This is a genomic window from Streptomyces sp. NPDC058620 (assembly GCF_042717135.1).
Taxonomy (GTDB): Bacteria; Actinomycetota; Actinomycetes; order Streptomycetales; family Streptomycetaceae; genus Streptomyces.
Map to the genome: position 1 here is coordinate 1 of NZ_JBHXQO010000064.1, position 12,947 is coordinate 12,947.

A 12,947-nucleotide genomic window follows, 5' to 3' on the forward strand; every position below is an offset into this window, starting at 1 on the left:
CGCGGAAGGCGAGTGGTCCGGGGCTTCGTCGTACCGTCAGTGCTCCCGCGATCCCGGCGGCAGAGCCGCGGGCTGGGCGCGGCCCGCGTGCCGGCCGACGCGCTGCCAGGAACCGAGGTTCCCGGTGTGGGTGGTCTGCCCGCCGGTGGCCTGCTGGCTGCTCAGCGGGGTCCGGCTGCCGAACAGTCCGGCGCCGAACCCCGGGTAGGAGAGATTCTCCTCGCCGCTCCGGTCGCCCGGCAGCGCGCGGAACGACCGCCGGTACTCGGAGTACAGCGCGTCGTAGATAGGAGTCGGCGACTTCCCGCCCGATGGGTCCTGCGACGGACGCATGGCAGGAATCTGACTCTGGTGCTGGCGGGAGGGGTCGTATGAGTGCACGTATGTGCCAACGACCTCGCCGCCGGACGGATGCGGGCCCGGCGGAGAAATCCCTGTTCGGCGGGGGTACGAAGGACGTACCGGCATGGTCAGGTACCGGCCAGCGGCATTGCGGCGGCCACCAGGAGACCGTTGACCGCGGCCTTCTCCAGGGCGTCGCGGAGCAGGTCCTCGCGCGGCTGCTGGCCGATCGAGCCGGCCGGGGCCGCGAAGACCAGGACGGTCTGCGCCTTGTTGGCCGCGGTCCGCCAGCCCTCGGTGACCTGGAGCGGCTGGTGGGCCTGCCACCAGGCGACGGGGGTGCCGCCTCCGGAACCCGGCTGGAGCACCGCGTGCAGCTGCCCCATGGCGAGGAGCACCGACCAGCCGGGGAGCACGGCCGGCAGCCTGCTCACGTCGGGGGTGGGCCGGAAGCCCTGCTCCAGCAGCAGCTGGAGGAACTCGTCGCCCCCGCTGCCGTCGGTGCCGGGCCGGGCGATGGGGCCGGTCGGCTCGACCACCAGGGCCGGTCGCAGATCGTCCTCGATCAGGACGAGACCGCTGGTGATGCCGAGGACAGCCTGTTCGGGCATGAGACCCTCCGGGTTCTCCGGCTCGCTGCCGGTGATGGACCGCACCGCCCCCTGGAGCTGGTCCTCCGCTACCTGGACGACCTGCGAGGGGATACAGGTCGCGTGGGCGAACGCGAGCACGGCGGTCTCCTCGCCGACGAACAGCACCGTGCTGGTGCGCTCCTGCTCGGAGTCGCCGGGGGTCCGGCAGGAAGTGCAGTCGTAATTGCCTGGGGCGCTGTCGCCGACGAGCAGCCGGTCGGCTTCGGCATCGCCGATCTCGGCGCGTACGTCCTCGCTTACGTCGAGCATGCGCGGCACGGGTGGCTCCTCGAACTCGGTGCGTTGGCCGGGCTGTTCCCGGCTCATGAAAGGACAACGGAAGACCCACGGCCTGGGTCACGCGCGAAGGGGCACCGAAGTGCGGAAGTCCGCGGGCGGCGGTGCCGGTCCATCCGGACACCGGGTAGTGGCCCACAGCCGGAGCACGGCCGTCGGGGGGACGCAGGGGGCCGACCGGGTGCGGCTCGCCGGTGTGCCGCGTGGGCCAGGTCCCCGTACGGTCCGGTCCGCTTAGCGTGACCCGATGCCGCATCCGCGCTCCAGGCCCGCAGCCCCGCCCCCGTCCGTGCCGGTGGCGGCGGTCCTCCTCTCTCTCGCGCTGCTGTTCGCGGCGTCGCCTGCCGCGCCGGCCGCCCCGCCGCCCCCGGTTCCTTCGCCGGGTGCGCCCGCGAACGGCCCGCCGGGAGGTTTCCGGCCCGGGGGTTACGCCTGCGACGCGAGCAAGGGCCTGTGGGACTGCGTCGCCGCCTGCGAGAGCGGTGGCGACTGGCACGCCAATACGGGCAACGGCTACTACGGCGGGCTCCAGTTCCGGCAGTCGACGTGGGAGGAGCACGGCGGCCGGGACCATGCTCCGCGCGCAGACCTGGCCACCCGTGAGGAACAGATCCAGGTCGCCGAGGAGGTGCTGGGCACCCAGGGCTGGGGCGCCTGGCCGCACTGCGGCGCTCCGTACCGCAGCTACGGCCGGGTGCATACGGTCCGCAAGGGCGAGACGCTCACTTCCATCGCCGCCGACTACGGGATCGAGGGCGGCTGGAGGGCTTTGTACCGCGCCAACGCCGCAAGGATCGGCGAAGATCCGGACCGACTAATTCCGGGAACACTGCTGGTCATCGGCTTGCTGTGACCGATCCGTGACCCGCAGTAGAACTTCTGTGTGAATGCTGTGTGCTGACTGGGCGACAAGTACAGTCCCCAACAGACCAGTCGACCAGGGGGATACGGCGACGCAATGCACATTTCATTTCTGCTTCACAACGCGTACGGCATCGGGGGAACGATCCGTACGACTTTCAATCTGGCCGGTCAGTTGGCCGAGCACCACGACATCGAGATCGTCTCGGTCTTCCGGCACCGTGACGCACCCTCGCTGGGGGCTCCCGCGGGCGTACGGCTGAGGCATCTCGTGGACCTGCGCAGGAAGAGCCCGTCCTACGACGGCGATGCGCCCGAACACGCGAGGCCCGCCGCGGTGTTCCCGCGCGGGGACAGCAGGCACAAGCAGTACAGCAGGCTCACCGACGCCCGGATCGCGGACCATCTGCAGTCGCTGGAGGCCGACGTCGTCGTCGGCACGCGGCCCGGCCTCAACGTCCACATCAGCCGGCAGGCGAGGCGCGGGCCGGTGCGCGTCGCGCAGGAGCACCTGACGCTCGGCAGCCACCCGTACCGGCTGCGCCGCGAGATCGGCCACCGTTACGGGCTGCTCGACGCCGTCACGACCGTGACGGAGGCCGACGCCGAGGACTACCGGACCCGTCTGCGGCTGCCGGGAGTCCGGATCGAGGCCATCGCCAACAGCGTTCCGGCGCCCGCGGGCCCGCCTGCGGCCTGCGAGGAGAAATGGGTCGTCGCGGCGGGACGGCTGCACCGGGTCAAACGGTACGACCTGCTGATCGGGGCCTTCGCCGAGGTGGCGGCAGTCCGGCCGGACTGGCGGCTGCGGATCTACGGCAGCGGCGACGCGACCGGCAACGAGCAGGAGGCGCTGCGCCGGCTCATCGACGAACTCGGCCTCCAGGAACAGGTGTTCCTGATGGGTGCGGTGCACCCGATGGAGACCGAGTGGCCCAAGGGTTCCATCGCGGCGGTGAGTTCGGACCGCGAGTCCTTCGGTATGACCATCGTCGAGGCGATGCGCTGCGGGCTGCCGGTCGTGGCCACCGACTGCCCCTACGGCCCGGCCGAGATCATCGACGACGGCACCGACGGGCGGCTGGTGCCGATAGGGGACAAGGCCGCGCTCACCGCTGCCCTGCTCGGCCTGATGGAGGACGAGGAGCTGCGCCGCCGCATGGGCAGCGCGGCGCTGGCCTCCTCCGCGAGGTTCGACCCGGCGCCCATCGCGGAGCGCCACCTGAGCCTCTACACCGAGCTGGCCGCACGGGGGAGGCGCGGCCGCTCGCAGAGCGCGCTGCGCACCGTACTGCACCGCTCCCGCGGCAGTGTGCTCGACGGGGCGTACGCGCTGCGTTACAAGGCGGCCGACGTGATCCGCAAGGGGAGGGCCGCCTGACGTCCCGCGCCGCCTGACGGCCGTCCTTCCGGCCGGGGAGCCCGGCAGCGGTTGCGGACACTGGTTGTCCGCAACCGCTGCCACACTCTCCCCATGTTGGAGACCTCGGCACGACTGCTGCGCCTGCTCTCGCTGCTGCAGGCCCACCGGGACTGGTCAGGAGCCGATCTGGCGCACCGTCTCGGCGTGACGCCGCGTACCGTCCGCCGCGATGTCGACAAGCTGCGCGAGCTCGGTTATCCGGTCCACGCGCATCCGGGCACGGGCGGCGGCTATCAGCTCGGCGCGGGCGCCCAGCTGCCACCACTTCTCCTGGACGACGAGGAGGCGGTGGCGGTCGCCGTGGGGCTGCGTACGGCCGCGGGCCACGGCGTCGAGGGCATCGGCGAGACCTCGGTCCGGGCGCTCGCCAAGCTCGAACAGGTGCTGCCGGACCGGCTGCGGCGCCGGGTGAGCGCGCTGGGCGCCTTCACCGTGCCCATGCTGAGGGGCCCCGAGGCGTCCACGGTCGATCCCGGTGTACTTACCGAGCTGGCGGGGGCCTGCCGGGACAGCGAGCGGCTGCGGTTCGACTACCGCGACCACGGCGGCTCGGTCTCGCACAGGACCGTCGAGCCGCACCGCCTGGTGTGCACGGAACGCCGCTGGTATCTGGTCGGCTGGGACGCGGACCGCTCCGACTGGCGCACGTTCCGCGCGGACCGGATCACGCTCACGCCGCCGCACGGCCCCCGCTTCGCACCGCGCGACGCCCCTGCTGAGGACCTGGCGGCGTACGTCTCCGAGGGCGTCTCCTCCTCGGTGTACGCGGTGCGGGCGGTCATCCTGCTGAAGGCCCCGCTCGAACAGGCGGCCGAGCGGATCTCGCCCTCCGCAGGGGTGCTGGAGGCGGTCGACGAGCACAGTTCTCTGTTGCGTACGGGGGCCGCCAGCCTGGACGTGCTGGTGATTCACGTGATGCTGTTGGGCTTCGATTTCGAGGTGGTGGAGCCCCAGGAGCTCACCGGCGCCATCAGGACGGCGAGGGACCGTCTCTCCCGGGCGCTGGGCTGAACGGCCCCGGGTGCGAGGCTGTCCGGAGTAGTGCATTCCGGTCGGCTGGGAGGGGTCGGGCGGCTGAAATGCGAGAAATATAAGTCCTACATAAGAAAGCATGAATTTCAGATGGCGTGGATGTTTCCGCGGTGCCTCGCGAGCGGAGAAATAGCAGGTCACCCGGAGATCCGACCCCGGTGGCAATTCTCCGCCGTGTGCGTCGCGTGGACCATTCCCGGTTGTCCGCGCATAAAGCACCGGTAGTTCAGAACTGCCCGTTCGAGTGAAGCTGTTCGATGTAAACGGGTGTGGGGATTCTGTGACACAAGCGTGACCGGCACGGCATGTGGGGATGCGGTGCGGAGCCCCCGTATCCCGCCTTCCGTCACGGTCCGGGGCCGCCTACGGTGGTGGGTATGGCACCTACACCGACTCCCCCCGCACAGCCGGACGACAGTCCGCAGTCGTACGTCGGCCTCGATGCCGCGGCCGCCGAGCGGCAGGCCAGGGCCCGTGGCTGGAAGACCGTCAGGGCACTGCCACCGGGCTCGATCATCACCATGGAGTTCATGAAGGGGCGGATCAACTTCGAGGTCGACCGGTCCGCCGTGACCCGCTGCTGGGTGGGCTGACCGAGCGGCACGAGACGGCACCCGCACAGCGAAGGCCCCGACCGTAGTCGGGGCCTTCGCTGTGCGGGGGAGCGGCTGTGCGTACCGTTCCCGCAGTTCAGAGGGGTCGTTCAGCTTCCGCCCATGGGCCGGGCCGGGGTGGTGTTCGCCCGGGGGGCGCGGTCCGCGTGCGGCGGGCGGCGGGGGCCGGCCGGAGTGACCGGGGTCCGCTCGGAGCGCACGGTGTGCGCGCGCGGCCGGGTGCTGAGCGCCGGGTGACCGGCCGGGCCGAGGGACGGGTTCGGGTCCTCGGTGTCCCCGGCGCCGAGCGACTGCGGCAGCAGCACGGGCTGCGGTCCGCCGACGGCGACCGGCACGACCGGCGCGAGGCGCCTGCGCGCGCGCCACTGCTCGCGCACCGCGAAGATCCGTGCCTCGGCGCGGGTGATCACCGGCTCGAACCACGGCAGGCCCAGCATGATCAGCAGACCCGCAGCCCAGCCCAGCAGGACGTCGCTGAGCCAGTGCGTCCCGATGTAGACGGTGGTGAGTCCGACGCCCAGCGAGACCGTCGCCGACAGGGCCGACAGGTAGCGCCTGGCCCGTGGCGTGGTGGCCAGATAGGCGAGGATTCCCCAGGTCACGACGGCGTTCGCGGTGTGTCCGGAAGGAAATATATCGCCGCCCGCGAACATCTCGGCAGAGCCGATCTGTGTCGCGTAGTGCGGCCCGAGCCGCCCGAGGCCGAGCTTGACGGCGCCGACCGTCACGTTGAGCAGCAGCAGTGAGGCGCCGAGGGTGAGCAGCGGACGCAGGGTGTGCTGGCGCCAGGACCGCCAGCCCAGCCAGCAGGCGACCATCACGGCCGTCGGGCCTCGCTGCCCCAGTACGACGTAGTAGTCGAGGAAGGCGTGGAGTTCGGGCCACTGCTGGTACGGCCGGAACAGCATGACCTTCCAGTCGAGGGCCACCAGCCAGGACGAGACCAGCACGGCGACGACGATGGCGAGGTAGAACGCCAAAGTCCCGCCGAAGAGAGCGATGCGGTGAGGACTCATCCGCGGGATCTCTATCTTCGGCGGTTCCGGCTCCCGGTCCAGTCGGGCAAAGATGTCGGTACGCACCCAATCGACGTTACAGCGAGTGAGTGTGAGAGCAGGCCGTCCCGGCCGCTTTGTGATGACGATGTGATGTGGACTTTGTCTCAGCCGGGCCTCAATTCCGAACGCCACGGAGAATCCCGGTGACCTTTCGTCCAATAGGTTCCACGGCCGCCTCGTAAGCGTGTTTGAGCCCTGTGGAAATAGTGCCGAATGGATCTTGTACGAAATTCTCCGGCCATTCGCGGTGCGTGTCCGGGAGGTGGCCGAAGGGTGTCGCGGAGGTGCCACTGGGGTGGCCTCCGCCCCGTGCGGCACCGCTCGTACGCCGTTCCACGGCGTCCGGAGCGAGCGAGCGAAGGGGCCCGGCGGGACGGGTCGGCGTGGCGTACGCCACACTCCACGGCGGACCGGGGTATGAGGTGGACCACGTCTGACCACGCCGAACTCGCGTACGCTGACGGATCACTCGCCCATCGATGCCGGGCCTGGGGATGCCGTACGCGGGGTTCCCGATGGTCTGCCGAGCGTGAGGGACACTCTGGGAGGTACGTACATGTCTGGGACGACCACGGCCGGAAACCGGCTGCGTGAAGCAGGCACCGGCGCCAACCGCTGGGCCGTGCTGGTCGTCCTCTGCCTCAGTCTGCTGCTCGTCGCCCTCGACGCGACGGTGCTCCATGTCGCCGTACCCGCCGTCACCGAGGATCTGCGTCCCAGTGCCGTGGGGCTGCTCTGGATCGTGGACGCCTACCCGCTGGTCTGCGCCTCGCTGCTCATCCTCTTCGGCACGCTCGGTGACCGGATCGGCAGACGGCGGGTCCTGCTGTTCGGTTACGCGCTGTTCGGTGTCGCCTCGGCGGTCGCCGCGATGGCGGACACCCCCGCCGTACTCATAGCGGCCCGCGCCCTGCTCGGCGTCGGCGGCGCGATGATCATGCCGGCGACCCTCTCCATCCTCCGCCAGGTCTTCCCGGACCGTCGTGAGCGGGCCCTGGCCATCGGGGTGTGGACGGCCGTCGCCGCGGTCGGCGCCGCCACCGGGCCGGTGATCGGCGGCTTCCTGGTCGAGCACTTCTGGTGGGGCTCCGTCTTCCTGATCAACATCCCGCTGATGGCGGTCATGCTGCCGCTCGGCCGCCGGCTGCTTCCGGAATCCCGCGGTGCCACCGACGGCCCGTGGGACGTGCTCGGCGCGCTGCTGGCCGCGGCCGGTGTGCTGGGCGTCGTCCTCGGGGTGAAGCGGCTGGGCGGCGGCGAGGGTGTGGTGAGCGTCGCGACGTTCGCCCCCCTGGTGATCGGTGCCGCGCTGCTCTTCCTCTTCGTACGCCGGCAGAAGCGCCGAGCGCATCCTTTGATCGACATAGCGATGTTCTCCCGGCCCGCGTTCAGCACCGCGGTGGGCTGCATCGTCCTCGCCATGCTCGCTCTGGTCGGCCTGGAGCTGATCGCCGTCCAGTACCTCCAGCTGGTCCTGGACCTCAGCCCGCTGGAGACCGGCCTGCGGCTGCTGCCGCTGACCTTCGCCGCGATGGCGGCGGGCGCCACCGGCTCGTACACCCTGCGCCGCGTCGGCCCCCGCCGGATGGTCGGCTGGGGTTTCGTACTGACGGCGGCCGCGGTGCTGCTGCTGACCCTGATGGGGCAGCACGACCGGCCCGTCCTCCTGACCGTCGGCTTCGTGCTGCTCGGCTTCGGGCTGCAGTCCACGCTCTTCGGCGCGTACGAATCGATGCTGAGCGAGGTGCCGGCCGAGCGGGCGGGCGGTGCGGCGGCCATCGGTGAGACGTCCTACCAGCTGGGGGCGGGGATGGGGATCGCGCTGCTCGGCAGCGTCATGAACGCCGCCTACGCTCCGGGCCTCTCCGGGCTGCACGGCCGGGGTGTGCCCGCCGAGGCGGGCACGGCGGCCTCGAACTCCCTGGGCGAGGCGTACCAGGTGGCGGGGCAGCTCGGTGGCCCGATGGGCGCCCTGCTGCGCACCACGGCCCGGCACGCCTTCATGAACGGCCTCCACCTCACACTGCTGGTCAGCGCCGGTCTCCTGCTGCTCGGGGCGGTTGCCGCCCTGCGCCTGCCGAAGGTCATGGACTGCACGCCCGCGGAGTCCTGCGGGCCCCGTGAACCGCGCGCCGCCGAACCCCGGGCGACGAGCGTCGATGAGCGTCCCGAGCCGAAGCTTTCGCTGCCGTCGCGACGCGAACCCGCCGAGGCGACCGGCTCTGGACGAGCGGCACACTGAGCCGTAATGTCGGCACGGACGTCATAACTACCACTGCTAGTTTTCGTTCCGTGCGAGCCGCCGGAGGCGCCCTCATGTCCACCATGCCGCCCTCGAAGCCGTCGAAGCTTCCGCCGTTCGACCCCGCCGACCCGATCGGCATCGACGATCTGCTCGGCCCCGAGGACCTCGCGATCCGTGACACCGTCCGGGCCTGGGCCGCCGACCGTGTGCTGCCGCACATCGCCGAGTGGTACGAGAACGGCGAACTGCCCGGCATCCGCGAGCTCGCCAGGGAGCTGGGCTCGCTCGGCGCCCTCGGCATGTCCATGGAGGGATACGGCTGCGCGGGCGCCACCGCCGTCCAGTACGGGCTGGCCTGTCTGGAACTGGAGGCGGCCGACTCAGGAATCCGCTCTCTCGTCTCCGTGCAGGGCTCCCTCGCCATGTACGCGATCCACCGCTTCGGCTCCGAGGAGCAGAAGCTGCAGTGGCTGCCCGGCATGGCGGCGGGCGAGATCATCGGCTGCTTCGGGCTCACCGAGCCGGACCACGGCTCCGACCCGGCCGGGATGCGCACGTACGCCAGGCGCGACGGCGAGGACTGGGTGCTCGACGGCCGCAAGATGTGGATCACCAACGGCTCGGTCGCCGGGGTCGCCGTCGTCTGGGCGCAGACCGACGAGGGCGCGGGTGGCACCGGAATCCGAGGCTTCGCCGTTCCGACGGACACCCCGGGCTTCTCCGCACCCGAGATCAAGCACAAGTGGTCGCTGCGGGCCTCCGTCACCAGCGAACTGGTCCTCGACGGAGTGCGGCTGCCGGCGGACGCGGTCCTGCCCGGGGTCACCGGTCTGCGGGGCCCGCTCAGCTGCCTCAGCCATGCCCGGTACGGGATCGTCTGGGGGGCGATGGGCGCGGCGCGGGCCAGCTTCGAGTCCGCGGTCGACTACGCGAAGACCCGGGAGCAGTTCGGCAAGCCGATCGGCGGCTTCCAGCTCACGCAGGCCAAGCTCGCGGACATGGCTGTCGAACTGCACAAGGGCATCCTGCTCGCCCACCATCTGGGCCGGCGGATGGACGCGGGCACGCTCCGCCCCGAACAGGTCAGTTTCGGAAAGCTCAACAACGTGCGGGAGGCCATCGAGATCTGCCGCACCTCGCGCACGATCCTCGGCGCCAACGGGATCTCGCTCGAATACCCGGTGATGCGTCACGCGACGAATCTGGAGTCGGTGCTCACCTACGAGGGGACGGTGGAGATGCACCAGCTGGTGCTGGGCAAGGCGCTCACCGGTCTGGACGCCTTCCGGTAGAGCGGTCGGGGCTCTGGCCGGGTCGTCCCGGCGAGCACCCCAGGAGGGTGCTGAAGATCCTGGGGCTCGCCTCGTCCTGATCCAGCCAGGATCTTCAGCACCCTCCTGGCTCAGCTCTGGTTGAAGAAGCCGTCGGCCGGCCGGCCGGCGGCTTCGCCGTTGAGTACCTGGGTGTCGGCAGGGGTCAGCAGGAAGACCCGGGTCGCCACGCGCTCGATCGAGCCGCGCAGTCCGAAGGTCAGCCCCGCGGCGAAGTCCACGACGCGCTTGGCGTCGGTGGGGTCCATGGCCGTGAGATTGACGATCACCGGGACACCGTCCCGGTAGAGCTCGCCGATACCCCGTGCGTCCCGGAAGCTGTCGGGGGTGACGGTCGCGATCCGGCGGCCCTTCTCCTCGGCCGTCTCGGAAGCCACCTGCACGCGCGGGTCGGTCACCCACGCCTGGCCCGTACCGGTCTCAGCACCTTCGGAGTACTCGTCGTCGTAGTACCGCTCGTCGTTGTCCTCTACGAGGCCCAGCCAGGCACTCGCCTTGCGCACCGATCCCATGGACGCCTCCTCTCACCGCGGTTCCTTGGTGTTCCGCATCTCTTTCGTATCCCTATGGTCGTCCATCATGCGGATAGCGCGCCAAGTGGATTGTCGGCGCGCAGGGGATTCGTGACGGTACTGGTGCAGAAGATATGGCGATTCGTCAAGGTTCCTCCTGCATACGGCAGCTGGCAGAAGGAAAATATGATGCTCCGGTCCGTACGGGTGACATGGGGGCGTACGGGTGAACGGATCACTCGATACGATGCACGCCGCGCAGGTGCACGAGCCCGGCGCGGACCATGAACAACTCCCGGGGGACCGTCGTGTTCGGAATCGTCAGGCCCTGTACGCACCGCCTGTCGGAGCGGCTGAAGAAGGAGTGGATGGCGCATCTGTGCGGACTCTGCCTCGCGCTGCGCTCGGATCATGGGCAGTTCGCCCGGGTTGTCACGAACTATGACGGCCTGATCGTCTCGGTCCTGACGGAGGCTCAGGCGGAACGCGACACCGGGCTGCGCCGCACCGCGGGCCCCTGTCCGCTGCGCTCCATGCGCACCGCACCCGTCGCACGCGGTGAGGGTGCGCGGCTCGCCGCCGCGGTCTCGCTCGTGCTGGCCTCCGCGAAGGTGCGCGATCACGTGGCCGACCGGGACGGCCTGTTGGCGCGGCGCCCGGTCGCGGCGGCGGCGCGCCGGGTCGCCGCGGGCTGGGACCGGGCCGGGGCGCGTACGGGAGCAGAGCTCGGCTTCGATACGGCGGTGCTGGTCGACGCGGTGGACCGGCAGACCGGGATCGAGTCGCTCGCCGGCCTCGGAACCCCGCTGCTGACGGTCACCGAGCCCACCGAGACGGCGACCGCCGCGGCCTTCGCGCACACCGCCGTGCTCGCGGGCAGGCCGCAGAACGCGGCGCCGCTCGCCGAGGCCGGCCGGCTCTTCGGGCGGCTCGCGCACCTGCTGGATGCCGTGGAGGACCGGGAAGCCGACGCCGCGTCGGGTGCCTGGAACCCGCTCACCGCGACCGGCACCTCGCTCGCCGAGGCGCGGCGCCTGTGCGACGACGCGTTGCACGGCGTACGGCTGGCGCTGGGCGACGCGGAGTTCACCGACAGCAAGCTCGCGCACGTCCTGCTCGTACACGAACTGCGGCGCTCGGTGGACCGGGCGTTCGGCTCGGCCACCTGCTCGCACCAGCGGGCCGGGGCCCAGGGCGGCGAGCTTCCCGGGGACGCCTTTCCCGGCGCCGTGCTCCTGGACGGCGGGCAGCGGACGGGCCGTCAGCAGCCGGACGGGCGGCCGTCCGGGGCGTTCGGGCCGCCCCCCGGCGCCCCGTACACCCCGACACCCGGCGGGCCGTACGGTCCGCCCTCCCCGCCGCCCCCGCCGCCGCGCGACCGGCGCGGACTGATCGCCGGCTGTCTGGTGTGGACGGGCCTCGCCTGCACCGGCCAGATGTGCTGCGGGTCGTACCAGGGGCCCTGGAGCCGCGAGGAGCGCGGAGGGCTCTGCAGCCAGTGCGACTGCGGCTCCTGCTGCGACGTGTGCAACTGCTGCAGCAGTTGTGGTGGTGACGGCGAGGGCGGCTGCTGCGACTGCGACTGCGGGTGCGACTGCTGAGCCGTCCGGCCGCGGTCACCTGAGCTCGGGCGGCGAGATCTGCGAGGTCTCGATCGCCGAAGCGGTGGTGCCCCACTTCTTCAGGATGCGGTCGTAGGTGCCGTCCGCCTTGATGCTGTTGACGGCGGCCTGGAACGCGGGCGCCAGCGGGGTGTCCTTCTTGAAGGCGAATCCGACGTCGAGCCGCTTGAACTCGTTGAGGAAGCGCAGACCCTCCTGCTGCGTCACCGCGTAGCGCAGCCCGTTGATCGTGGACATCACGACATCGCTGCGGCCCTGCTGGAGCGAGATCCAGATGGCGGCCTGATCGGCGTACGTCCGCACGTCGTACGGCTTCTTGCCCGCTTCGGCGCACCGGTGCCTGTTCTCCTCCAGGGTGACCTCGAAGGTGGTCCCGGCTCCGGTGGCCACGGTGAGTCCACAGAGCTGGGTGAGGTCGGTGACCTTCTTCAGCGGGCTGTCCTCGCGGACCGCGAAGCCCTGGCCGTCATTGATGTACGTCACGAAGTCGATGGTCCTGCGACGCTCGTCGGTGACCCCGAAGTTCCCTGTGCCCACGTCGTACTTTCCGCTGCCGAGAGCGGGCAGGATCGCGTCGAAGGACGCGACCTCGCGCTTCAGCTCCACTCCGAGTGCCCTGGCCACGGCGTCCGCGAAGTCGATGTCGGCGCCGGCCGGTGTCCTGCCGTCCTCCAGATAGAAGGCCCCCGGCGGAGTGCCGACACTGGAGGCGATGCTGAGGGTGCCGGAGGCGCGGACGTCCGGGGGCAGCAGCTTGGCCGCGGCCTCGTTCTTCCGTACCGACGAGACCACATCGGTCGTCGGGATCTTCCCCTTTGCGGCGGCGGGCCGTGCGCCCCCGGCCGGTGCCGGGTCCGCCGATCCGCATGAGGTGAGCGTGAGCGCGGCGACGGTGATCAGCGCGAAGGCGGCGGTGTGCCGGGTTCGGGGCATGGCGGTGCGTCTCCAGGTTCGTCGAGGAAGCCGGCCGCGTTCCGG

12 protein-coding genes are annotated in these 12,947 nt (G+C 70.9%); 7 read left to right on the forward strand and 5 right to left on the reverse strand.

Annotated features, from left to right (window positions below; all coding sequences use genetic code 11):
* Positions 1 to 36: 36 nt before the first annotated feature.
* Together ACFWSK_RS32755 and ACFWSK_RS32760 are read right to left on the reverse strand one after the other, a co-directional pair.
* Positions 37 to 333: a hypothetical protein gene (locus ACFWSK_RS32755; protein WP_383794274.1), complete on the reverse strand. Its 297-nt coding sequence runs from the start codon at positions 331 to 333 to the stop codon at positions 37 to 39.
* Between the two features lie 137 nt (positions 334 to 470).
* On the reverse strand, positions 471 to 1,253 hold the full coding sequence (locus ACFWSK_RS32760; protein ID WP_383794276.1) for a hypothetical protein: 783 nt from the start codon (positions 1,251 to 1,253) through the stop codon (positions 471 to 473).
* Between the two features lie 265 nt (positions 1,254 to 1,518).
* Here ACFWSK_RS32760 and ACFWSK_RS32765 point away from each other — a divergent pair, with 265 nt between their 5' ends.
* From ACFWSK_RS32765 to ACFWSK_RS32780, 4 genes are all read left to right on the forward strand, one after another.
* Positions 1,519 to 2,124: a transglycosylase family protein gene (locus ACFWSK_RS32765; protein WP_383794278.1), complete on the forward strand. Its 606-nt coding sequence runs from the start codon at positions 1,519 to 1,521 to the stop codon at positions 2,122 to 2,124.
* A 105-nt stretch (positions 2,125 to 2,229) separates the two neighbouring features.
* Complete coding sequence (locus tag ACFWSK_RS32770; protein ID WP_383794280.1) at positions 2,230 to 3,513, forward strand: glycosyltransferase family 4 protein; 1,284 nt, start codon at positions 2,230 to 2,232, stop codon at positions 3,511 to 3,513.
* A gap of 93 nt (positions 3,514 to 3,606) precedes the next feature.
* Positions 3,607 to 4,566: a helix-turn-helix transcriptional regulator gene (locus ACFWSK_RS32775; protein ID WP_383794283.1), complete on the forward strand. Its 960-nt coding sequence runs from the start codon at positions 3,607 to 3,609 to the stop codon at positions 4,564 to 4,566.
* Positions 4,567 to 4,964: 398 nt separating this feature from the next.
* Positions 4,965 to 5,180, forward strand: a complete 216-nt coding sequence (locus tag ACFWSK_RS32780; RefSeq protein WP_383794286.1) for an I78 family peptidase inhibitor — start codon at positions 4,965 to 4,967, stop codon at positions 5,178 to 5,180.
* Positions 5,181 to 5,290: 110 nt separating this feature from the next.
* Here the strand turns inward: ACFWSK_RS32780 and ACFWSK_RS32785 are convergent, their stop codons facing one another.
* Entirely contained in the window at positions 5,291 to 6,283 is a 993-nt protein-coding gene (locus ACFWSK_RS32785; RefSeq protein ID WP_383794288.1) for a phosphatase PAP2 family protein, read from the reverse strand.
* Between the two features lie 532 nt (positions 6,284 to 6,815).
* Here ACFWSK_RS32785 and ACFWSK_RS32790 point away from each other — a divergent pair.
* A complete protein-coding gene (locus ACFWSK_RS32790; protein WP_383794290.1) occupies positions 6,816 to 8,501 on the forward strand; it encodes an MFS transporter in 1,686 nt (561 codons plus the stop codon).
* 83 nt (positions 8,502 to 8,584) lie between these two features.
* The gene (locus ACFWSK_RS32795) at positions 8,585 to 9,796 is read left to right on the forward strand and encodes an acyl-CoA dehydrogenase family protein (protein WP_383794342.1); all 1,212 of its coding nucleotides are present in this window, start codon (positions 8,585 to 8,587) and stop codon (positions 9,794 to 9,796) included.
* A 110-nt stretch (positions 9,797 to 9,906) separates the two neighbouring features.
* Here the strand turns inward: ACFWSK_RS32795 and ACFWSK_RS32800 are convergent, their stop codons facing one another.
* Complete coding sequence (locus tag ACFWSK_RS32800; protein WP_383794293.1) at positions 9,907 to 10,347, reverse strand: cell division protein SepF; 441 nt, start codon at positions 10,345 to 10,347, stop codon at positions 9,907 to 9,909.
* 284 nt (positions 10,348 to 10,631) lie between these two features.
* Between ACFWSK_RS32800 and ACFWSK_RS32805 the strand changes: the two genes are divergently transcribed.
* The gene (locus tag ACFWSK_RS32805; RefSeq protein WP_383794295.1) at positions 10,632 to 11,948 is read left to right on the forward strand and encodes a DUF5685 family protein; all 1,317 of its coding nucleotides are present in this window, start codon (positions 10,632 to 10,634) and stop codon (positions 11,946 to 11,948) included.
* Positions 11,949 to 11,963: 15 nt separating this feature from the next.
* On the opposite strand, the gene ACFWSK_RS32810 is transcribed toward ACFWSK_RS32805, so the two are convergent.
* A complete protein-coding gene (locus ACFWSK_RS32810; RefSeq protein ID WP_383794299.1) occupies positions 11,964 to 12,902 on the reverse strand; it encodes an ABC transporter substrate-binding protein in 939 nt (312 codons plus the stop codon).
* Positions 12,903 to 12,947: the final 45 nt, after the last annotated feature.